At 68.5% G+C, this 21,809-nt stretch carries 19 protein-coding genes; 16 read left to right on the top strand and 3 right to left on the bottom strand.

The window, feature by feature from the left end; all coding sequences use genetic code 11:
* Nucleotides 1-65 precede the first annotated feature (65 nt).
* The 12 genes from IFY26_RS16225 to IFY26_RS16280 all read left to right on the top strand — a co-directional run bounded on the left by IFY26_RS16225 (nt 66) and on the right by IFY26_RS16280 (nt 14,190).
* Nucleotides 66-389, top strand: a complete 324-nt coding sequence (locus tag IFY26_RS16225) for a hypothetical protein (RefSeq protein ID WP_232550047.1) — start codon at nt 66-68, stop codon at nt 387-389.
* The gene (locus IFY26_RS16230) at nt 386-1,099 is read left to right on the top strand and encodes a hypothetical protein (RefSeq protein WP_232550048.1); all 714 of its coding nucleotides are present in this window, start codon (nt 386-388) and stop codon (nt 1,097-1,099) included. The genes IFY26_RS16225 and IFY26_RS16230 overlap by 4 nt, the downstream gene beginning before the upstream one ends.
* Before the next feature lie 104 nt (nt 1,100-1,203).
* A complete protein-coding gene (locus IFY26_RS16235) occupies nt 1,204-1,629 on the top strand; it encodes a thermonuclease family protein (protein WP_232550049.1) in 426 nt (141 codons plus the stop codon).
* A gap of 10 nt (nt 1,630-1,639) precedes the next feature.
* Nucleotides 1,640-2,224 (top strand): hypothetical protein, encoded by a 585-nt coding sequence (locus IFY26_RS16240; protein WP_232550050.1) that lies wholly within the window; start codon nt 1,640-1,642, stop codon nt 2,222-2,224.
* Between the two features lie 113 nt (nt 2,225-2,337).
* A complete protein-coding gene (locus IFY26_RS16245) occupies nt 2,338-4,182 on the top strand; it encodes a DNA cytosine methyltransferase (protein WP_232550051.1) in 1,845 nt (614 codons plus the stop codon).
* Between the two features lie 95 nt (nt 4,183-4,277).
* Nucleotides 4,278-4,634 carry a hypothetical protein gene (locus IFY26_RS16250; protein ID WP_232550052.1) on the top strand — a complete coding sequence of 119 codons (357 nt, stop codon included), beginning with the start codon at nt 4,278-4,280 and terminating at the stop codon, nt 4,632-4,634.
* A complete protein-coding gene (locus IFY26_RS16255; RefSeq protein ID WP_232550053.1) occupies nt 4,631-5,926 on the top strand; it encodes an RNA polymerase sigma factor in 1,296 nt (431 codons plus the stop codon). The genes IFY26_RS16250 and IFY26_RS16255 overlap by 4 nt, the downstream gene beginning before the upstream one ends.
* Before the next feature lie 148 nt (nt 5,927-6,074).
* The gene (locus IFY26_RS16260; protein WP_232550054.1) at nt 6,075-6,644 is read left to right on the top strand and encodes a hypothetical protein; all 570 of its coding nucleotides are present in this window, start codon (nt 6,075-6,077) and stop codon (nt 6,642-6,644) included.
* 162 nt (nt 6,645-6,806) lie between these two features.
* The gene (locus IFY26_RS16265; protein WP_232550055.1) at nt 6,807-7,211 is read left to right on the top strand and encodes a TnpV protein; all 405 of its coding nucleotides are present in this window, start codon (nt 6,807-6,809) and stop codon (nt 7,209-7,211) included.
* A gap of 92 nt (nt 7,212-7,303) precedes the next feature.
* Nucleotides 7,304-12,259, top strand: coding sequence for a helicase-related protein (locus IFY26_RS16270; protein WP_232550056.1), 4,956 nt, complete (start codon nt 7,304-7,306; stop codon nt 12,257-12,259).
* A gap of 177 nt (nt 12,260-12,436) precedes the next feature.
* Nucleotides 12,437-12,793, top strand: a complete 357-nt coding sequence (locus IFY26_RS16275) for a hypothetical protein (RefSeq protein ID WP_232550057.1) — start codon at nt 12,437-12,439, stop codon at nt 12,791-12,793.
* Entirely contained in the window at nt 12,790-14,190 is a 1,401-nt protein-coding gene (locus IFY26_RS16280) for a hypothetical protein (protein WP_232550058.1), read from the top strand. The genes IFY26_RS16275 and IFY26_RS16280 overlap by 4 nt, the downstream gene beginning before the upstream one ends.
* Before the next feature lie 72 nt (nt 14,191-14,262).
* On the opposite strand, the gene IFY26_RS16285 is transcribed toward IFY26_RS16280, so the two are convergent.
* From IFY26_RS16285 to IFY26_RS16295, 3 genes are read right to left on the bottom strand one after another with little or no spacing between them, the layout of a single operon-like run.
* The gene (locus IFY26_RS16285) at nt 14,263-14,487 is read right to left on the bottom strand and encodes a hypothetical protein (RefSeq protein ID WP_232550059.1); all 225 of its coding nucleotides are present in this window, start codon (nt 14,485-14,487) and stop codon (nt 14,263-14,265) included.
* Nucleotides 14,488-15,264, bottom strand: coding sequence for a ParA family protein (locus IFY26_RS16290; RefSeq protein WP_232550060.1), 777 nt, complete (start codon nt 15,262-15,264; stop codon nt 14,488-14,490).
* The gene (locus tag IFY26_RS16295; protein ID WP_232550061.1) at nt 15,261-16,721 is read right to left on the bottom strand and encodes a ParB/RepB/Spo0J family partition protein; all 1,461 of its coding nucleotides are present in this window, start codon (nt 16,719-16,721) and stop codon (nt 15,261-15,263) included. Before IFY26_RS16295 ends, IFY26_RS16290 begins: the two co-directional genes overlap by 4 nt.
* Nucleotides 16,722-17,282: 561 nt before the next feature.
* Between IFY26_RS16295 and IFY26_RS16300 the strand changes: the two genes are divergently transcribed.
* From IFY26_RS16300 to IFY26_RS16315, 4 genes are all read left to right on the top strand, one after another.
* Entirely contained in the window at nt 17,283-17,546 is a 264-nt protein-coding gene (locus IFY26_RS16300) for a hypothetical protein (RefSeq protein WP_232550062.1), read from the top strand.
* Between the two features lie 589 nt (nt 17,547-18,135).
* Nucleotides 18,136-19,944, top strand: a complete 1,809-nt coding sequence (locus IFY26_RS16305) for a bifunctional DNA primase/polymerase (protein WP_232550063.1) — start codon at nt 18,136-18,138, stop codon at nt 19,942-19,944.
* Nucleotides 19,945-20,346: 402 nt separating this feature from the next.
* Nucleotides 20,347-20,892 (top strand): hypothetical protein, encoded by a 546-nt coding sequence (locus tag IFY26_RS16310; protein WP_232550064.1) that lies wholly within the window; start codon nt 20,347-20,349, stop codon nt 20,890-20,892.
* A gap of 404 nt (nt 20,893-21,296) precedes the next feature.
* A complete protein-coding gene (locus IFY26_RS16315; RefSeq protein WP_232550065.1) occupies nt 21,297-21,773 on the top strand; it encodes a hypothetical protein in 477 nt (158 codons plus the stop codon).
* Nucleotides 21,774-21,809: the final 36 nt, after the last annotated feature.

Consider the following 21,809-nt stretch of genomic DNA (forward strand, 5'->3'; position numbering starts at 1 on the left):
GGGGGGTGGTTTGGGCTGCGTAGGGGAGGTGTCAGGCAAGTGAGTGCTCGAGGGAGTGGTGGGAGATGGCGACGACGGGTGAGAAGGCGAGGCTTCGTCAGCAGGTTGCTGAGACGAGGCGGCGGCTGCGGGCTGAGCGTGCGGAGCGGGAGCGGGAGATCGAGGGTTTGGCTGCGCGGGTGATGGTCAAGCTGGGGGAGAGCCATGCGTGTGAGCGTGAGGCGGGGCGGATGTTGGAGCAGCTGGCCGGGATGGGGTTGAAAGGCGAGGAGCTCGCGCAGTGGTGCGGGGGCGTCTCGGCGCGGGAGGTCTCGCGGCTGCGGAAGCTCGCCAAGACGGCCGTGGAGGGCGAGGACCCGGCCGCCAGCGGCGCGGCGGTCGCATCATGATCCGGTGGCGCGGGGCGTTCCTGGCGGCGCGGGTGATCCCCATGGTGGTGAGCCTTGCCATCGTGTTCGTCGCCGAGGCGCTGCAGACCGGGGCGTTGCTGGTGTGGCTGGCCGGATCGGTCGGGTGGGCGTACCTGACGACGAAGACCATGCGGCTCTGGCGCCTGGGTGGTGTCCGGCGCCCTGTGCCGGCCGAGGTCGAGGTCGTGCGGGCCAGCATGGGCCTGGTGCCCGGGCTGCGCGGTCGGCGGGAACCACGACTGTGGCTCCAGGGCGGCGACCAGATCTACCTGGCGACGCGCCGCGATTTGGTCGTGGGCCGCGGCTGGTCACGCTACCTGCTCGAGGGAGGTAGCGCCGAGGTGCTGGCCGCAGGGATCGCCGCCGCGGCCGCCCGGGGCGCGGTGACGCGGCGCACGTGGGTGGTGGCACTCGACACCTTGTGCCTGCCCGGGAAGTTGGCCATCGCGCCACTGAGGGTGGTCGTTGCGTCACGGCCCGGTCTGATGGTGTGGATGTACACCTGGCTGGTGATCCTGGGTGCCGTCGCGACCGTCCAGCAAACCGCGGCTGGCCGATGGCCGGCGGCCGTCGGACTGGTCGTTCTCGTGGCCGCCTGCTTCGCAGGCCCTGCCTGGGAAGCGCGGTGGCGGGCCAAACTCGACCTGATCAGCACCGCGCAGACCGCGCCTGCCATGGAGGGTGTCTGATGCGCCGGCCAGCGATATTCCATGGAATATCGGCTGTTGCGGTGGCTGCCTCGGCGCTGTTGGGCGGAGCTTGTTCGGCCCCCGCGACGCAGGAGACAAGGTCGGTGGGGGTCGTTCGGGCCGTCGATGGCGACACCGTGGTGGTCGAGAACGACGAGCGCGTCCGGGTGCTCGGCGTCGACGCGCCAGAGCTGGGCCGCGACGGACGTCCGGGTGACTGCGGAGCTGCACAAGCCCAGGCTCGTCTCGCCGAACTGATCGGTGAAGGCAGCGTGGAGGTAGAGGGCACCACCCGGGACCGATACGGCCGCACGCTGGCTGTGGTGCATGCCGAGGGCGTCGACGTAGCGCTCCTCATGCTGCAGGAGGGCTGGGTGTCGGCGTGGGTGCCAGCGGGCGGGGTCTACCCGCCTGACTGGTTGGCCTATGTCGAAGCTGAACACCAAGCGCGTTCGCAGCGGCGGGGCGGCTGGGCGGATTGCGCCACGGTGGGGCGCAGCTCGGTCGCCGGCGTCTCTGCCGCCGGATAGGAGGTTCAGGATGCCTATGACGCCGGCAGGTGATCCGTGGATCAGGGTGGACCACGAGGCGCCGAGCGCCGCCCTGGGTTCGATCAGTGTGGTGCCGATCGGGTACGAACCGGTCGACGGGTACGCCTACATCGAGCGGGACGCGCAGAGCGCCAGGGTGGTGCTGCACGAAAACTTGGGCCTGCACCTCGAAACCGCCGGAGTCGACGTCCACGACCAAGCACTGCCGAGCCTGGTGGAGGCCGAACTTCGCCGGGTGTTCGATGGCGGTTGGACTGCGTCAGCGGTGTGGTCGCCTCTGGAGGACCAGTTCATTCGTGACGTGCAGGTCCATGTTGAGCCCCCGGTACCGCTGGCCGGTGACCGAACCGACCTCGAGGTCGCCCAGGCTCTCTTGCCCGCGATCGAGGCCCTGTACGCCGCCATCGAGCCGAGCCATCCCCTGTATGTGTTCCGGCGCGTCGCGGAACGGCAAATGCCGTCGGAGAGCCTCCCCACGGGACCGGTGTGGGAGACCGTGGCCGCGCCACCTGCGCACCGGCAGGAACCGTTGGATCATCTGTCTCACGCTCCCTCTCGGCCGCTGGCGCCGTGATCACACGGACGGCGGGTCGCGCCAGGCTGGGGCCTGGCCGTGGGGTGCGGGCGTAGGCGCGTATCTGGAGGGGGTGCTCCATCGTGGGGTGCCTCGAGGAGGCGTCGGTCCTGATGACGAGCGGTGATGCGAACTTGGATGCGGTCGATCTGTTCTGCGGGATGGGGGGATCTTCGACCGGGTTGGTTGAGGCCGGCTTCAAGGTGAGGGTCGCGGCGAACCACTGGGCTCGTGCGATCGAGACCCATTCGGCGAATCATCCGGACACCGAGCATCTGTGCGCCGACATCCAGGCGGTCGACCTGCGCTATTTGCCACGGACTCGGCTGTTGTGGGCATCCCCGATCTGCACGGAAGTGTCACCGGCTGGGGGCAAGAAGCGGCGGCGTGCGGAGATGGACCTGTTTGAGGAGTACGGGCATGTGCCGGATGCTGCGTTCGAGCGGACGCGGGTGACGTTCTGGGAGGTGTTGCGGGCCGCGGAGATCCACAAGCAGGACGCCATCTTGATCGAGAACGTGGTCGAGGCCTTCGACTGGCAGTTGATGCCGGTCTTCCTCGACGGGCTGGAGCGGCTGGGCTACCAGTGGCAGGTGGTGTCGGTCTCGGCAGCGCATGTGGGCGATGAGGTGAACGCGTTCGCGCCGCAGTGGCGGGACCGGATCTACATCCAGGCTTTACCCAAGGGCGTGCACATGCCAAAGCTCGAGCCGCGTCCCCAGGCGTTCTGTGGGGCGTGCGACCACGTCGTGGAGGCGGTGCAGCAGTGGAAGCCGATCAACGGGCGCCGGGCGAAGCTGTGGTACCGCGAGCTGCCGGTCGGCAAGTACGGCCAGCAGTACATCTACGCCTGCCCGGTCCCCACGCACGGGCGGGTGGAGCCGTTCGTGCTGCCGGCGGCCGCAGCCATCGACTGGTCGGATCTGGGCACGCGGATCGGGGACCGGAAGCGGCCGCTGAGCCCAGCGACGATGCGCCGGATCGAGGCGGGGGCGCGGATGATCGCGTCGGGGGAGTTCTCGTTCTCGCGGGTGTGGGAGGGCGCCGAGTCGGCCGGGTCGTCGGAGGCGGCGGCGTTGATGGTCGCGGCGGCCGGGCAGACCTATGACGCGGCGTCCGGCAAGCCGGGTAGCTACCTGCGGGTGTGGCCGGTGGACGGTTCGCCAATGGCAACGGCAACGACGACCAGCGAACTTGGCGTGACGTTTCCGCCGGGCTTCATCTCCAAGCATCACGGCGGGTTGGACTACCGGGCGATCGAGCACATGAACAAGGGCCTCGACGAGCCGCTGCCCGGGTTCGTGACCCGCCCGAACCTGAGCTTGGTCACCCCGCCCAGGGAGGGCCGCTTCGTGATGTCGGTGAACCATGATGGGGACGGCCGGCACTTCGATCCCGCTGCTCGTCCGCTTCCTTCCGAGACTGTGAAACAAGGTCAGGCGCTGGTGGTCGATGAGGCGTTTGTGGCGATGTTGCGCAACCACGGGCGCGCCACGCCGGCGGGGGAGCCGCTGGCGACGTTCACCGGCGGCGGCTTCCATCATGCGCTGGTGGTGCCGTACCGCAAGGGAGCAGTGCCCTATCCGGTCGAGGAGGGGCCGCTGTCGACGGCGGCCACCCACGCGCAGCACGGCGTCCTCAACGGCGCCGAGGACATCCCGGTGACGGACTACCACTTCAGGATGCTGAAGCCGCGTGAGGCGGCCAACGCGCAGCGGTTCCCGCCCTCCTACATCATCCAGGGCAACCAGGGTGAGCAGCAGATGCAGGCCGGCAACGCGGTCCCGGTCAACGTGGCGCACTGGCTGGGTCGTGCAACGGCAGCCGCGCTTGATGGAGACGCATCGGTGAGCCACGAGGTGATCGGCAATGACTCTCACTCCAGGGGCGCGGCTCAGCAACGCCGTGGCGGTGACCAGCCTGGGGTGGGACGTGCTGTGGATGGGCGACGGCGATGAGGGTGGGCCTGTGCACAGCTGATGTGGGACGGAGCGAAATGGCGGCAGCTCCGCATCGTGGGGGTGTGGTTTCGATGCATGAGGGGAGACGAGGCGTGGATCATCACGGGCAGGTCGAGGGGGCGCCGGTGTCGCTGGCGCTGGTGGAGGTGCTGCTGGGGCAGGCGTCGGTTCTGGTGGCGGATCGGTGGGATGGAGCTGCGGAGCACGTGTTGGCTGCCAGGGGGGCCGCTGCGGTGCTCTCGGCGGCGTTCCCGCCGCCGGCTGGGGTGAGTGTGGCGGGGTTGGGCTCGATGAGCCTGGAGGAGTGCCTGGCTGATGCGGCGGTCCTGGTGCGGAAGATCGTGTGGGACCGGTCCGACGGGCCCGATGCGGTGCTGGTGGCCGACTTGTCTTGGCGGCTAGCGGTGTTGGGCGGGATCTTCGCTGCGGATGGGTGGGCGCTGGCATGAACGCGTACCCCCTGGGCGGCGGCGGTTCGGGTTCGCCGATGGCGTCGAGTCTGGAGTCGTGGGAGACCGCGGTGGACGCGGTGGCGCGGTATGCCGAGCTCGCGCAGGTTCGCGGCGCGGTGGCGTTGGGCCATCTGACGATCCTTCATGTGGCCCACGGGGCGGTGCGGGAGCTCGTCGCGGATGGTCGGTTGACGCGCCGACCGGAGGTGTCGGCCTTGGTGGACGAGCTCCGCTCGGTGGCCGTGGTGCTGCGCGACGGGCTCGATGCGTCGTTGGGTGGGCGCGTGGAGTCGGGCCGGTTTGTGGATGGGCTGCGGTTGCAGCTGGGCGAGGCCTCCGCCGGGGTCAGCCAGGCAGCGCAGTGTGAGGAGCCGGCCGAGGCACGGCTGCGCGCCCTGTTGGCGTCCGGGGTGGGGGCGGCGGGGAGGGTGGCTGCCGTGGTGAGGGCAGACCCGGCGCCGTTCGAGCGGCTGCAGGGGGCTGCCCAAGAACTCGAGCGGGTCAACCTCAGCGGCCCTGTTCTGCGGAAAGCGGTGGGCCCGATCCCGGAGCGCGGCGACGTGGCGGATCAGGGCAGGGGAGCGGCCACTGTTCTGCCTCCGACGCCGCGGGTGCCTGCTGGGGTGCAGTTGGACCCTGACGTCGTGGTGGCGTTGTGCCGGTCTCGTGATGCGGGCCAGGCGGCTCGCCGGGGTGAGTCAGATCACCCGTCGCTGAGGGGCGTGAATCGTGCGCAGTGGCCGCGATTGGTGGAGGAGGGGCGGCTGGCTGTTGCGGACTTGGTCGAGTCGGTGCGGCCGATGGCGATTGCGGCGTGGGCGGCTCGGCGGGGCGATGAGGACGACCTGGGCGTGTTGTTCGAGAGGGTGTCGCGGGCGGCGCTGAACTACGACCCGGAGCATGCCTCGGGTGGACAGTGGTCGACCTACGCCTGGCAGGTGGTCCATCGGGCCGCCGGGGGTATGGGCCCTGGCGTCCGCGAGTTGCGGAGCAGGACCAAGGAGGTGCCGGTGTCCTGGGACGGGGCGTCTGAGTATTGGTTGCCGGCCGATGAGGGACCGGGGCCTGCTGGGTGGGCGGAGGCTGGGGGGCTCGTCGACGTGGTGATGAGCCTGCCGAGTGGGCTGCGGGAGCCGTTGTTGCGGTCGATCAGGGGTGAGACGCACGCGGAGATCGCTGAGCGTATCGGAGCTTCGACGGCCACGGTGGCGCGGCGTTTGGAGCGGGGCAGAGAGGAGGTCGCGCGCGCTGTGGGCTACGACCCTCGGCGTCGCGGGGTGAGTCGGTGAAGCCCGGCCGAGGTCGGTTATTCCATGGAATATGGCGGGGGGGCGGTGGCCGTGGAGCGTGTGGCTCTCGGCGTATCTGGAGGTGAGAGAGGCGGGGTGGTGGGGCATGGTGCAGCCGGCACGTGATGGGGGTTTTGAGGACTCGCGGGTGGCGATGATCGCGATGACACGTTTGGACGCGGCAAATCTGCAGCAGTGGGAGGACTGGGCCTTGGCGGCGCCGCCGACGGAGTTCGGGGCGTGGGTGGAGTCGTTCGTCGGTGAGCCGGCGTTGCTGCGGACCTCGCCGCCCAGTGAGGTGGCGACCTTGTTGCGGACTATCGATGATCGACCAGGGTGGGTTCAGCCCGACGACCGGGATCGGCTCGCGGCTGGGGTGAGGGAGCAGCTGGCCGCATTCGACATGGAGGTGGTGCGCGGCAGCCGAGCTCACGCGGTCGATGAGCTGCGCCGCGCGCAGAATCCGGAGGTGGCGGCGCTGCGCGCGGACCTGTTGGATTCCCTCGACGTCGCGTTCGCGGAGATGCGCCGGTCGGGGGCCCCGGTGCAGTCGGCGCTGGCGAAGGTGCTGCACGAGCGCGGCCTGGTGACGTTGGACGCCGAGTTGGGCGAGCCGGTCGAACGGATCAGGTCGACGGGTCGAGACGGCGCCGCTGTGGAACGGCGGCTGCCGCCGTCGTTGGGACCGGCGGCGCCCGGCCGGGGTGTGGAGCGGTGAGCCGAGCGGGAGAGGGGCGAAGTGATGGTGGTGAACGGGCGGTGTGTGTATCGGCAGCCGTCGAGGCGTGGTGAGCTGCGATGGCGCGGCGTGGATACGATCTGGGGCAGGGGCAACCCTCGCTGGAGGATTGGTGGTCCGAGCCCGATGGGGGGAGCAGCGATGAACCGGTTCGGGCGGTTGGCGATGACGATCTGGGCGGAGACAGCCCCGGAGAGTCTCGCGGAGATCGAGGACCGGGACGCGTTCTTCACGATGCTGGGGATGGACGCCGAGGGGGCGTGGTTCGAGCTGAGCAGGGAGTTGGCCGGTCCGGACCTGCCGGGGGAGACCTGGCTGGAGAAGGTGGGGCGGATCAACAACGCGCGGCTGCGGGCCGAGGAGATCGTTCGGGCGGAAGTGCTGATGCCACCCTCTTCGACGGTGACATCGGAGCAGGAGGAACCCGAGGATCTGGACTGGATCGATCCGAGCCTGGTGTTCTGGCAGGACACGGAGACGGCCCGGCAGGCAGCGTTGGAGGAGGACGCGACGCTCGAGGCGTCGCGGACCGACGACCTGTCGTAGCGCCCTACGTCCCCGACGCTGACGTGCCGGCGGCGCCGGCCACAGCGATGGCCCGGTTCGCGGCGAACGTCGACGCGATCAGGGTGCTTCGGGTGCTGGAGGACGAACAGCGTCCGGCGTCCAGCGCCGAACAGCAGGTGTTGGCGGCGTGGTCGGGCTGGGGGGCGTCCGGGTTGGCGGAGGTGTTCGACGAGCGCACCTCAACCAACGCGGCCCGGCGGGAGGTGCTGCGGGAGCTGTTGTCGGACGCGGAGTACCGAGCTGCCCAGAAGACGACGCTGAACGCGCACTACACCGACCCGCAGATCGCCACGGCTCTGTGGGGTGCTGTGCGCGCGCTCGGCTTCGAGCAGGGCCGGGTGTTGGAGCCCGGGTGTGGGGCGGGTGTGTTCATGGGGTTGGCACCGGCTGGCTGCCAGGTGACGGGCGTGGAACTGGATCCGATCACTGCCGGCATCGCGGCGGCGCTGTATCCCGACGCGACCGTACGGGCGGAGTCCTTCGCCGACACCAAGCTGGCGCCGGCATCCTTCGACCTGGCCATCGGCAACGTCCCGTTCGGCGACATCGTGCTGCACGACCCCACGCACAACCCGGGCAAGTTGTCGATGCACAACCACTTCATCGTGAAGTCGCTGAACCTGGTACGTCCCGGAGGGCTGGTCGCGGTTCTGACTTCCCGGTGGACCATGGACGGCACGAACCCCGCCGCCCGGCGGGCCATCATGGATCGCGCCGACCTGGTGGGCGCCGTCCGGCTTCCGCTGGGTGCCCACGAACGCACCGCCGGCACCAATGCGGTCACCGACATGTTGATCCTGCGCCGCCGCGAACCGGATGCCCCGGCGGCGCACACCGTGTGGGACACCACCGTCACGCTGCAGCTGCAGGGGCCCGGTGAGGATCAGGCGCTGGCCGTGAACAACTACTGGTCTGAGTATCCCCGGCACGTGATCGGCGTCCACCGGTGGCGCTCCAGCGGCTACGGGCCCACCGTGAGCGTCGAGCACGAGCATCCCAGCGAGATCGGCGCGGAACTGGCCGCCGGCCTGGACTCGGTGGTCAGGTTCGCCCAGGACCGCACCGCCGTCGGCCAGCGCATGGTGTTCAGTCTGGCCGCGCCGGACACCGTGCCCGCGGTGGAACGTGCGGCTGCGGCCGAAGGCATGCTCGAGGGCGCGCTGGTCGCCAACCCGGATGGATCGTTCGCTGTGGTGGAGGACGCCACGCTGACTCCGCTGGGCGTGCCGGCAACCCAAGCGGTCGAGATGCGGACCCTGTTGGGACTGCGCGACCAGATCAGCGCACTGGTCCGCGCCGAGTCCACCTCGTTGGACGACGTCGCCCTGGACGCGGACCGGTCACGTCTGGCCGCCGACTGGCAGGCCTACGTCGCCAGGTACGGCCCCATCAACCGCTTCACCACGCGCCGGACCGGCCGAACCGGTGAGGACGGCGAGGAGGTGCTCGCACAGGTCGTACCGGCCACGGTCCGGCGGCTGTTGAGCGATCCGCACGGGGCGCTCACTGCGGCGATCGAGGTGTTCGACCCGGTCGCGCAAGCGGCGGAACCGGCCGGGATGCTGCGACGACGCCAGGTGGTTCCACGAGAACCGGTTCGGGGCGTGGACAGCGCCGTCGACGGACTCGCGGTCGTGTTGGACCAGAAGGGGTGGGTCGACCTCGAGGCCGTGGCGGACCTGATGGGGGCTGGCATCAGCGTCGACGAGGTCGCGGCCGCGTTGGGTGATGCGATCTTCCAGGTGCCGCCCACCACTGCGGGGTACGACCCGCAGCGGCCGTGGGTGACGCGCGCGGAGTACCTCTCGGGCAACGTGCGGCGCGCCCTGACCGACGCGCGCACGGCAGCACTGGTTGATCCCGACGCGTGGCAGGGCAACGTCGAGGCGTTGGTGGCGGTGATGCCGCCCGACATCCAGGCCGGTGAGATCCACGCCAGCTTGGGAGCGGTGTGGATTCCGCCCAGCGACCACCAGAAGTTCCTGCGCGAAATCCTGGACAGCGGCTACTGCACGGTCAAACGGGTCTCGGGGTCGGCCTGGGAGGTGGAGCACGCCAACTACGGGGTGTTGGCGACCCGGCAGTGGGGCACCGAACGGATGCCGGCCGGCACCCTGATGCGCAAGATCATGGAACAGGCGCCGATCGAGGTCCACGACCTGATCGACGTCGGGGACAAGGAAAAGCGCATCTTGAACCGGGTCGACACCGACGCGGCCATCGAGAAGGCCGAGCAGATGTCGGCCCGCTTCGCGGAATGGGTGTGGGAGGACGGCGACCGCAGCGCCCGCCTGGTCGAGGTGTACAACCAGATGTTCAACTCGGTCGTCCTGCGTGACTACTCCCATGAGGGCGCGGCGCTGACCCTGCCCGGCTTGGCGACGTCGTTCGTGCCGCGGGACCACCAGCGGGCGGCCGTGGCGCGCATGCTCCACGAACCCTGCGTGGGGCTGTTCCACGAGGTGGGGGCCGGGAAGACCGCCGAGATGGTGATGGGCATGACCGAGCTCAAACGGCTCGGGTTGATCCGCAAACCGGCGGTGGTGGTGCCCAACTCGATGCTGGAGCAGTTCTCCCGGGAGTGGCTGCAGCTCTACCCGCAGGCGGCCATCCTCGCCGCCGGTGTTGATGACCTGTCGGCGCCGAACCGCAAGCGGTTCGTCGCTCGGGCGGCCACCAACGAGTGGGACGCGATCGTGATGACGCGCACCGCGTTCGAGCGGCTCGCGCTCACCCCGCGCAATCAGTACGCCTTTCTCCAGCGTGAGCTGGAGGGCCAACGCGAGGCGTTGGCCCGGGTCGCGGGCGACGGTGTGCGGAGCCGCTCGGTCAAGGCGCTGGAGAAGGCCCTGTCGCGCCGCGAGGAGCAACTCAAGGCTGAGATGGACAAGCCGGCCGACCCCGGCGTGTCGTTCGAGGAGTCCGGCATCGACTACCTCGTCGTGGATGAACTCCACGACTACAAGAACCTCGCCACCCCCAGCCGTATCCAAGGTGCAGCGCTGGCTGGTTCGAAGCGGGCGCTGGACCTGTTCGCCAAGATCGAGTACCTGCGCCAGACCACCGGGGAGCGCGTGTTCACTGGAGCGACCGCCACCCCGATCGCGAACAGCATCACCGAGATGTATGTGATGATGCGCTACCACGATCCCGCCGGCATGCGTGAGCTCGGCATGGTCGACTTCGACACGTGGGCGGCGACCTTCGGCACCGTCGTCACCCAACCCGAAGTCCGCATCCACGGCGACGGCTTCAAGATGAAGAACCGGCTCGCCCGGTTCAACAACGTGCCCGAGCTGTTGGCCCTGTTCAACCGGTTCGCCGACGTGAAGACCGCCGAAGACCTCGATCTGCCACGGCCAGCGATCGCGCCGCGGCCCGACGACGGGGAACGGGCCGCCCACCTGTTGGTGGTCCAGCGGACCGAGCCCCAGGCCGAGTTCATGGCCACCATCGCCGAGCGCGCCACCCAGATCGAGTCGGGTCAGGTGGACCCGAAGGAGGACAACATGCTGAAGCTGTCCTCCGAGGCGCGGCTCGGGTCGCTGGATCTGCGCCTGATCGACCCCCGCCACCCTGCCGGCGATGACGCCGGCGGGAAGGTCCTGGCGGCCGCCGACTACCTGGCCAGGGTGTACCACGACACCAGGCACAACAGCTACCTCGACAAGAGCACCGGTGAGCCCTCACCCAACCGGGGCGCACTCCAGCTGGTGTTCTGCGACCTTGGCACCCCCGGCACGCCTGGATCGGAGGCGGCGTCGTGGGACGTCTACACGGCGTTGCGAACAGCCCTGACTGACCGCGGCGTCCCCACAGGCCGGGTCCGGTTCATCCACGAAGCAGTCAGGGACCGCGACAAGGCGGCTCTGTTCAGCGCCTGCCGCAACGGGCACGTGTCCATCCTGATCGGATCCACCGCGAAGATGGGCACCGGCGTCAACATCCAGGACCGGGTGGTCCACCTGCTCCACATGAACGCCCCTTGGCGACCGGCCGACCTCACCCAACGCAACGGCCGCGGCTGGCGTCAGGGCAACCAGAACCCCGAGCTGATGCTCACCCAGGTCATCACCGAGCAGACGTTCGACACCTACAGCTGGCAGACACTGGAACGCAAAGCGGCGTTCATCGGACAGATCATGCGCGGCGGCGCCGACCGAGAAACCGGCGACATCGCCGATGACGCGTTCTCGTTCGCCGAGGCCAAGGCCATCGGGTCGGGCAACCCGAAGCTGATCCAACTGGCCGAGGTCCAAGCCGACCTGGGACGCCTCACCCGCCTGGAGACCGCGCACCAGCGCACCGAACGCGGGCTGCAGGCCACCATCGCCAACGGTGCTCGCGACCTCGCCGCGATGAGTGCCGAGGCCGACCGGTTGCGGACCGCAGCAGCCGCCACCCAGACCACCGATGCGTTCGCGATCGGGATCTACCTCCGTCCGGTGGGCCGCGGCGTCGGCACCGAGACCGAGCTGGTGATGTGCACCGACCGGGCCCGGGCGGTGAACCTGCTGAACCGAGCGCTGCCGCGCCACTACCAGCTGCACGAACCGCGCCTCGTGGCCCGGATCGCGGGCCACGACGTCGTGGCGGAGGTGGGACCGGGACGCAGCTACGGCGATCGGGACATCACCTACCGGCTCGCCGACGCGGCCACGATCGCCACGACCGTCGCGTGGCCGCGCGCCGAGGACCATCCTGGCGGCGCCGATGTCGGCACCCTCACCCGGTTGGAGAACCTGCCCGGACGCATCGTGCGCCGTCTCGAAGACATCGCCCTGCGCGGTGCCGAGCTCGACCGCAACGTCACCAACGCACGCACCTTGCACGGCCGGCCCTTCAAACACGGCGACGCCCTCGAGGCGGCGCGGGAGCGGTATCGCGTGCTCTCTGCCGAACTCGCCGACGACACCAGCCAACCCACATGGGAACAGGTCCCCTCGGACGCACTCCCGACTCCATCCGCCGAGCGGGGCCTCAGCGGGCGGCAGGCACCCGCACCCTCGACCAACCCGACGTGGTGATGCTGGGGTCGGTGATTCGGACCCGCGGCCGTCGGCCGACAGCCGGCGCACCAGGTGTTCCTGTGGTCGTTATTCCATGGAATATCAGCTGAGTGCCCGCTCCGGCTCCTACGGGGGGTGGGGGTCGAGCTGCCGGTTGGTGGCCGTGACGAGGGAGCTTGGCTGCGTAGCTAGGGCATGAGTGAGGCGGTTGATCAGCGCACCGGGGCGGTTGCATATCCGGGGGGCGCTGCGGATGTGAAAGCCCGCCGCCAACAGCGGGCGTTGATGGGCCGCGCCTTGGGGTTGCTGCACCACCTTCGATGCAGCGCCGAGATCGATGAGTTTGTCCTCACCGCATTGATCGACGCCATCGTGGAACTGGAGGTCGTTGATACCGAACCCATCGAACCGTCCCGGGCAGAGATCACCGGCCGATCATGGGGTGAACTCCTCGATCTGGTCGGTGACTTGTTGGATGAGGCCGGCAACATCGCGCCGGCCGACGCAGGGGTCTTCCTATGCGAGGCGCGCCGTCTGCAGGCGTCGCTGTGAGCACCACCGTGGGTGGGTTGCTGGACAGGTTTCATGTCTTGGGCAGCGTGCCCACGGCCCAGACCGAGGCGACTCTGGAGGAGATCGAGCAGGGTTGGCGGGAGCTCGCCCGCACCACGAGCGGCCTGCTCAACGCCCTTCCCGTCGAGCAGGGCTCCGTGGTGGCACTGAGCCGCGACGTCGCCCTGGATGCGCTGCAGCGGCTCGCTGGACGCCGCTGGGGTGAGACCGCGCCCCACGCGACTCCCCTGGCCGAGATGGCGATGGTTGCCGGCGCGATCAGTGACGTCTTGGTCGCCCATCGCAGCCCTTTCACGGTCGCGCCGGAGCCCACGCGCCGTGCCCGCCGGGCGGAGCCGTGGCCCTACCAGCCACGTCCCGCTGACAACGCCGCGGCCGCCCCGATCCAGCAAGCTGTCCTCGCCGCTGTGGGTGAGGCCGCCGCCTGGTCCTTGGATCGACTGCATGCCATGACGCCCCGGCCAGAACTGGCTCGCGACCTGCTCCACGTCGCGGTCATCACCGAACAGTTCCGCCGCCCGGGCCGCGGCCACCCCCGCAGCCACCTGGAACACCTCGCGGTCCACACCACCGAGGACCGCTCCTTGACCGGCGCCGTGCAGCGGTGGGGCGGTGAGGCCGAGCAGGCACTCCACCGCGCGTCGCTGTCGACCGGGTCGATGGCCATGATGGCGGCCGACCTGTTCATCTTGGCCGGCGCGGTGAAGTCGGTCGTCCCCACCGAGTCGGCCCCGCAGGTGGCCGAGGCCATCGCGCAGGCCCAGCAGGCGTGGCGTCGGCTCGCCGCATGGCCGGCCACAGAACTCCAGCTCGGGGGGAAACCCCCCGTCGAGTTCGTGGCCGCCTCCCGAGCCCTCAGAGCCCCCACGAGTGCCCTGCTACGGGGCGAGGGGGGCTGGCGGCCCGCCGAGGCGATCCGGCAGCGTTACAGCAGCTACGACCTCGACACTTTCGCGTATGCCGCCGCCACCACCTCGCAACGCGTCGGTGCCGCCTTCCATCTGGCGCTGCAGGAAGCCGGGACCGGCCATAGCAGACTGTGGCGCTCGCTGGACTCGGCGCTGGAACTGGACCCCACCATCGCGACCACGACGGCCACACGTCACCCCAGCCGCCGCGCCCCCAGCATCCTGCCTCGGCGCTGGGTCCTCATCCCCGATCCGGGCGCCGACGTCCAAGCCTTGATCGGCCACGCCGCCGATGCCGCAGACCACAGCCAGACCCTGGCCAACCACGTGCGCGCCCTACTCACCAGCCCAGGCGGGACGGCGGGCCAGTACGAAGTCGTCCCCAGCCAGCCCGTGGGACGCGGAGCCCGCCGCGAACCCATGCCCGCCACACACCGAAGCCGGCCCATGTCGTCGTTGTCCTACTGAAGGGCCGGCCCCGAGACTCTGACCGTGGCGAGACGGAATCGGGTTCGGCGATGCGCAATATTCCGTGGAATATCAGGCGTCGAGGCGGCGGCCCCGGCGCGGCCCCTGCGTCGACGGTGGCCACGGTGCGCCATCGTTGGCCTGCGCTTCTTGGCGCTCACACCAGGCTTCAAGGGCCTCCTCGGTGAACTTAGCGATGGTGACGGTGGGGTCGTTGCGTTGGAGTCCGAGCACGGTGGCCCGGACGCGGCCCAAGACGTCGGGGGACACTTGGGTGGAGTACGGGACGCGCGCCATTCAGAGCACCTCACGTTCTCGGAGCCAGGCGAACACGTCGCGGTAGTCCTTGGTGACGCGCTCGCGGGGGGCGTGCACGGGCAGAGGGACCCCGGCGGCGTGCGACACGGCCACCTGACTGCTCCGACGGACCGCTGGAGTCACCAGCGACCCGTAGTGGCGGGTCAGCACGGCCAGCGCCTCGGTGTAGACCTTGCCCTGGGTGGCGGGCGGGACCATGCAGGGGATGATCCCGCTCAGCGTCACCTGATCGTTCAAGAGTTCGCGCACCTCATCGAGCGCGTCGATGAGGGCGGGGATGCCTTGGATCTCCTTCATGGTGGGGAAGGCCACCGTCAGCACGTGATCTGCAGCGACCATCGCCGAGATGCTGACGAGCTGGAGTGAACCTGGGCAGTCGATGAGAACGACATCGACGTCGGCGGGTAGTCCCTTCAGCGCTTTGCGCAGACGCAGCTCACCACCGTGCATGGCGGGCAGTTGTAGACCCACCGCGTGCAACGTGTCGTTACCGGGGATGATGCTCACCCCGGGCACATCAGTTTGGACGATGGCGCGGGCGATCGGCTCCTTGCGCAGCAGGACGTCGGCGAGGGTGAACTCTGCTTCATCTGGCTGCAGCCCCAGCCACTGGGTCGCTGTCCCTTGAGCGTCTGCGTCGACCACGATCACCTTCTTGCCGTCCTCGCCGAGGAGGGCGGCCAGGGCGGCCACGGTCGTGGACTTGCCGGAGCTCCCTGCTGCACCAGCGACGGCAAGGGTCGTGGGTGTCGTCATGAGTTCACCTCGTCCATCTGAGCCTTCTCCCACTCCGTGGGGGCGTATTGGGCCACGTTCATCAGAACCTCGATGTAGTCCACGTCTGATGCTGTCCAGCGTTCATTGGCCCGGATGCGAGCCTCGCGGTGCGCCAAGGCCACCGCCCAGGCGACCTGACTGGGCGCCTCGGCGCCGGCCAGTTGGCCTGCCCAGTCGCTGGAGTCCGACTTGATCCAATTGTGCTCCTTCAGGAGCTTGTGGATGAGCCGGTTCAGGTCGGGTAGCCGTTCGGCTGCGGTCAGCATGGTTGCGATGAGTACGTCCCGGAGGAGTTCCGGCGAGGGCGAGTAGGCGGCAGCCTGCGATAGTGCCACCCACCGCGCTTCCCTGGCGTGCTTGGCATCGCGACGCTGCCGGTCCTGCGTGTTCTCGTGCTCGTGAGTTCTTTGCGGTGGCCGAAGGTGCCAGTACTGCGGGCCGGTGTCCTTGCCCGCAGTTGATGGTGTGACCAGGAGGTTGTGGTCCCGGGCAGCCCGCTGCAGCGTGGCTTGATCCGTGGCGTGGATCCTGTGGCCGAACATGTCGTCGATGTGTTCCAAGGGGTCTTCGGCGAACATCGCGCCGAACTCCTTGGCCCGGGACCGGGCGACCTCGTCCGACGCTTCTTGGTGGCGCTGGCGCAGTGCGATCTCGCGGAGCTCGGCCAGCGAAGTCTGATTCTCCCCCTCGGAGTCTTCGCGAACGTCCTCATCGTTGCCGGTCGCGCCGGCCATTGCAGCGTCGAGCAGGGCCGCAACTCGGTCGAGGAGGTCGTCGTCGCGGACCGACTTGCCATCCAGATCGCGACGAGTGGCTGCGAGATCGAGTGCTTCTTTGACCGTGATCCGGCCGTCTTCGACGGCCGCTTGCACGGCCACGGGTAGCGTCATCAGTTGAAGCCGTTTGGAGACATGTGACTGGCTGACCGCAACAGCTTCAGCGACCTCTTGTTGCGTCCAGTTGTGCTGGGCCATCAACCTCTGCAGCTGCACGGCATCTTCGATGGGGGTGAGCCGCAGCGCGGTGGTCCCCGTGTGTAGGCGAACCAGGGTGTCGTCCAGGTCATGGATGCTGCGCTCGTAGTAGGGCACCTGCTGAACGGTGTCGGAACACAGGCGCGCCGCGGACAGGCGCCGGTCGCCGTCCAGGGCGACCCAAGTGGCGTCCCCGACTTCGTCTGCATGGTCTGGGAATCGCTCCAGCCACTCTTCGGCACGACACAGCAGAAGTGGGGTCAGGACGCCTTGGCTGGCCACCGAGCGTGCGAGAGCCTCAATGTCTTGGCTACGACGACGGGGCGGGTTATTGGGGTTGAAGGCGATCTCCGACACCGCAACCGTCCGGGGTCCGTCGACCGCAGAAGTCAACACTCCAGCGCTGCGCCGGGTCGTGCGCAAGGTTGTGCCGTCGGGGATGCCTCGAGTGGGTAACGCCATCAGGATGCCTCCGGTCCAATCGTCCGTTCCCTACAAGGAAAACAAGTATTGCATGTCGGCTGCGGCTTGCAGCGAGGGCACGCCGCAACGCATGACGCTTGCTGGCCTCAGGAGCGATGGCCGCGACGAGCGGTCTTGTCCACATAGGGAGGCAAGGGGCGGCTTGCTGCGCCGAACGAAACACCAATCGATTTCAGGACGGGGGGAGCGCGTGATGGGAACGCGGCAGGATCTGTGTCAGGCGTGGGGATGTGTGCGGCGAGCTGCCGCTGCGAGCGGGGGTGGCGAGCTTGTCGCGACGCTGGCGGACCTCGATGCGCACTTTGGGGACATGGAGGGCCTGACGCCAAGCATGGCGGATGCTCACTCCACGCTATCGACGGAGTCGGCGCTGCTGGCAGCCGACGCGTATCTGCGGCGGAACTGGGCCGCTCTGAGGCCGGACTTCCAACGCGCGTGGGCGGCGGCAACGACGGGCCTGGGCGACATTGCTATCAATAGCAGCGTGCCGGTCGGCGTGGCGGCATCACAACCATGTAACTCCGCCCTAGCGTGAGAGCCATGCCGAACACGTTGAAGGGGAAAGCCCGCACGCTGAGACGCGACACCTCGGCGAACGTCACCAACGTGCAACTCAACGTCCGCATCAGCGAGGGAGTCCGGGACAGGGCTGCCACGCTCGCTCATCAGCACAACGTGCCGCTGTGGTACCTGATCGAGACGGCGCTGGAGAACCTCGGCCCCGACGACCTCCCCAGTTGCGAAGGGCTCAACCAAGACCTGCTTCCCATCCGCGATGAGGAGGACCTCCGGATGACCGGCTGACAAACGAAAGTCGGACCGGGGTCCCCACCCCGATCCGACTCACAAGATTCTTCGACGTTCCGGGTGCCAGCCCGTCCGTCGTCGCCCTTCCCTTGGGATCACTGCCACCAGCAGAAACCGTGAGGAGCTTCGGCATGCCTAGAGTAACCCAGCCCGCGCGCACAGCCAACCCCCCCGCTACCGCGCGTCGCGACATGCTGCGGTGCTGCCCGCGCTGCAACCAGCGGCGGACAGCCACCCAGTTCCCTTCCGACGCGCCGGTGTGCGGGGCATGCCTGCCGCGTTGGCAGCGCCAGAACTCCGCAGCCTCGAGTACTGGCACGCTCAAAGCTCCGGCAGCTGATGCCGCGCCTCGGCAGTCGGAGCGATCCAATCGCGCCAAGACAAGTCGGCGTGGGTACTCGACGGTGGAGCTGATCGCCGAGCTGGAGTGGCTCTTGACGTGGGACACCGCAGCCCACATTGCTGCCAGGCTGGGGACCACCGTGGCTGCGCTGGAGCGCAGGGTGTACCGTGCGCATCGCCTTGACCTGGCCAGCAAACTCCGGGTCTCAGCGTGAACAGCGCTGGGCGCCGGATCTCTGCCCAGATGGGGTGGCAGATCACGCAGGTGATCAGCCCCCGGCACACGGTCCGCGTCATCCCACGCGAGGCGTCAGGCATGCTGGCGCAGCGGTACAGCGAGACTCACGGGCTCGACGACGGCGTCCCGGACAGCCCGTGGGCTGTGAACCTGGCTGACGATCAAGGCCGGTTCCATCTGCTGGCCTTCGATCTTGACGCGCACCGGCCCGACGTCACTGAGGCCGCTCACGAAGACACCGCGACCTTGGAGAAGTTGCTGGCTGACCTTCGTATCCGTGCCGTGACCACGGCCTCTTCAGGACAAGCCGACGGCGGCCGGCACGTCTGGGTGGCGCTCACTGAACCGATTTCCGCAGCGGTGGCCAACGCTCTTGCGCAGCGGTTGGGAGCGCTACTGCCGACGCTCGACAAGGCGCCCCTGTGTAACGCCACCTCGGGCTGTGTCCGACCTCCAGGCGCACCACACCGGGCAGGTGGTAGCTCGACGCTGCTTCGAGGTCGGATCGAATGGCTGACCCGCCCAGCGAACACGCCCCAGCATGTCGCGGCCCTGCTCGACGTGTTGGATGCCCGCATTGAGGAGCTTCCGGCGGTTGTAGCCAGCGAGGACGCGACCCTGGCGCGCCTACCGAAGGATGGGAAAGGTCATCCGTACCTCTCCGGGGAACGGCGGAACCTGTCGCCAGCGACCAAGGACGCGGTGCAGCGGGCCATGGGACCAGGCGACGATGCCAGTGCTGCTCTGTGGCGAATCATGCTCGGCTGCGCGGCAGCCCGGTGGCGTTTCGCCGACGTCATCGCCCATGCCGGCGAGCCTGGATTCGAGCACGCTCGCACCCAGCGCTCAGTGACAGGTCAGGCCCGCATCGCACGGCCACGAACGGGGCCGGACAGCGCGACGGCCGTCATGAGGCGCCAGTGGCGAAAGGCGTGCGCGCACATCGCACGGAATCCCCGCCGCTCCGACCACGGCGAGACGTGGGACCGCCTCGCTGCGCCCATCGCCGACGCCGTGGAGAGCATCCAGGCCGCTGCCGATGCCACCCCAGGTCGCTGGGCCGAGGGACATGGCCCCGCAGCGCGCCGCGCGCTGGACACCCTCTGCGCCTGGGCCCTCGAGGGTTTGACGCTCAGGCTCGATGCATCGGTCCGCCACCTCGGTGAAAGCGCCACCCTCAGTCACGAGAGCGCCAGGACGGCCCTGTGGGCGCTCGAGCGATGGGGCCTGGTGCGTCACGTCTCCGAGAGCGTCGGCACGCGAGCCGCCACTTGGGAGCTAGTTATCCACACGCATCCAATACCTGCTCTGCCACACGCAGTCCCAGGGGGGGTACCTCCCCCAGCCGACGCGACCGCCCGCGTGGGCTGGAGCGTTCTGCGTGCGATTTTGCGGAGTCGACTGTTGCGTCTGCATCACGATGCATGGACAGGCAGGGGGTTGGGTCTTGCCGCTGGAAACCTGTGGGTCAATCCGAAGGTGGTGAGTGAGAGTGGTACCCGGCGGCTGACCACCGGAGGGATCCGTCCTACCACAACACGTCAGGAGCTCGATGCTTGGGCGAAGCAGCACCGGGTTGATGGGACGCTCGATCGGCGAAGGGTGAGTCATGCGATCGAGCGACTCCAGTACCGGTGGTGGCTCGACGAGGTCCAACGTGTGCGGGACCAGCAGCGACCCGAGTCGAGTTCACCGAGGGTACTGGAGTCGCTCGGTCGGTATCCCCGACGCGGCAGAACTTGGCGACCCAATCACCTCGAGGCGGCGCGCACATGTGCCCAGGCGATCGTCCACCGCTCCACTGCCGCCGCCTGAAGCGGCCCTGGCCGAGGCTCTTGGCGGGCGATACTCCATGGAATATCGGCGAGGGGCTGTTGGCGCCGGAGACTCTCAGGTGGTCGGTCGTGGCCGATATTCCATGGAATAACGGGGTGGACTCACCCCGCCGCAGGGCGTGTTCTCGGGGGTGGGGTGTCGGAGAGCCAGGTCTGGCGAGGGGTCTCAGGGTGTGACATGACGGGCCTTGAGGGATGCGTGGGCTACTGTGCGACGCAGTTGGACCTACCCCCGAAGGCCCCACACGGGAACCCTCCGTGTTCGGTTCGTTTCCTGGATGGCGTGCAGGCTCTTCTAAGGGATGGTTCACCGCAACGTGGCCGTGAACGCGTCCCTGAAACGCATATGGCGGTGCAGGGGGGAGTAGTAGAGGAGACCGACATGATGTTCAAGCGATGCGCGATCGCGACGACGGCCGTGTGTGCCACTGTCGTGACGCTGAGCGCCTGTGTTGGAGATGCAACCCCCACGCCTACTCCCACCCTCAGCACCCCCACCACACCCTTCGCCAGCCCGACGCCAACCCCCACCCCAGATGCGGGGCAGGCTGAAGCGGCCGCGGTCGTCGAGCGCTACATCCAGATCGTTGACCAAATTGCGGTCGAGGGTGCTCCCCTTGACTCGCTCTACGAAGCGGCGTCGGGAGACGTTGCTCGCCAGCAGTTGCGTGTGATGCAGGAACTCCTGGGCGATGGGTACGTAATGAACGGACGACGTTATGTCGAAGTTCGTGACGTCCAGGGAGAGGCGGCGCCGTACATCGTTCAGGCTTGCGTGGACAACTCAGAGATCACCATCACGGACGCGGAGGGTCGTTCGATGATCCCTGAGGGCCAAGCCACCTTGACGCTGTGGCAGTACTCGGTGCGAGACGTAAGCGGTCGCTTGCTGGTGATGGAGGAGGAAGCGGTGTCCTCGCCATGCTAGGCCGATCAGTGGGCGTCCTACTGGCGGCCAGCACGCTCGTGGCTCTCTCTCCTTTCAGCTCCGCGGTTGCGGCTCCCGTCACCTGCCCAAAGGGGCAGGTGGCGGTGCTTGGCTACTGCGTGATCAGCATGCGCACTCCCGGTGGCGGAGATGGCGGCGGGTCTGGAGGGGGTCCGGGGGGTGCTCGGGTTTGCGCTACGGCTTCGGGTGCGGTGGTGGCGTGCAACTCGGGTTCGGGTGTGTGGAGCAACGCGAACAACTGCTACATGCAGCTCGTCGTACCTCCGCCGCCGTTCTCTGACCCTGAGTGGGGTGGCCAGCAGGAAGGTCAGATTTATCGCTGCACGCCCATCGCTGGCGGGTTGAGCTACCAGGTGTGGGTTCCGCCTGGTGTGGCGCCGGTGGTGGTTGATCCGCGGGCGATTGCGGAGCAGCTGCTGGCCGAGATGCCGCTGCAGCCGGTTGCTATTGGCATCGTGCCCGAGCCGGGGCCGGATTCGATGGGGCTGGTGGGGCTCCCCACGTGGATGTGGGTGTCTGACCCGGGGCCATCGACGTGGGGTCCGCAGACCCGGTCGCTGACGGTGGGCGGGGTCACGGTGACGCTGCAGGCCAAGGTCCACGCGATCCGGTGGGTGATGGGCGATGGGGCCGTGGTGACCTGTACGACCCCGGGGACGCCGTATGAGGACCGTTTTGGGAGTTCGGATTCCCCGACGTGCGGGCACCGCTACACCAAGCAGGGCGCGTATGCGGTCGAGGCGTCGACCCAGTGGGCGGCCGAGTGGTTCGCCTCGACGGGCGAGTCGGGCGACTTCGCTTGGGAGATGGGTTCGACAACGACGATCAACGTGGGCGAAGCCCAAGCACTCAACCAGTGAACCGGAGCTGAAGGACGATCATGACTGCCACACCTC

Source organism: Propioniciclava soli, assembly GCF_014858005.1.
Taxonomy (GTDB): Bacteria; Actinomycetota; Actinomycetes; order Propionibacteriales; family Propionibacteriaceae; genus Propioniciclava; species Propioniciclava soli.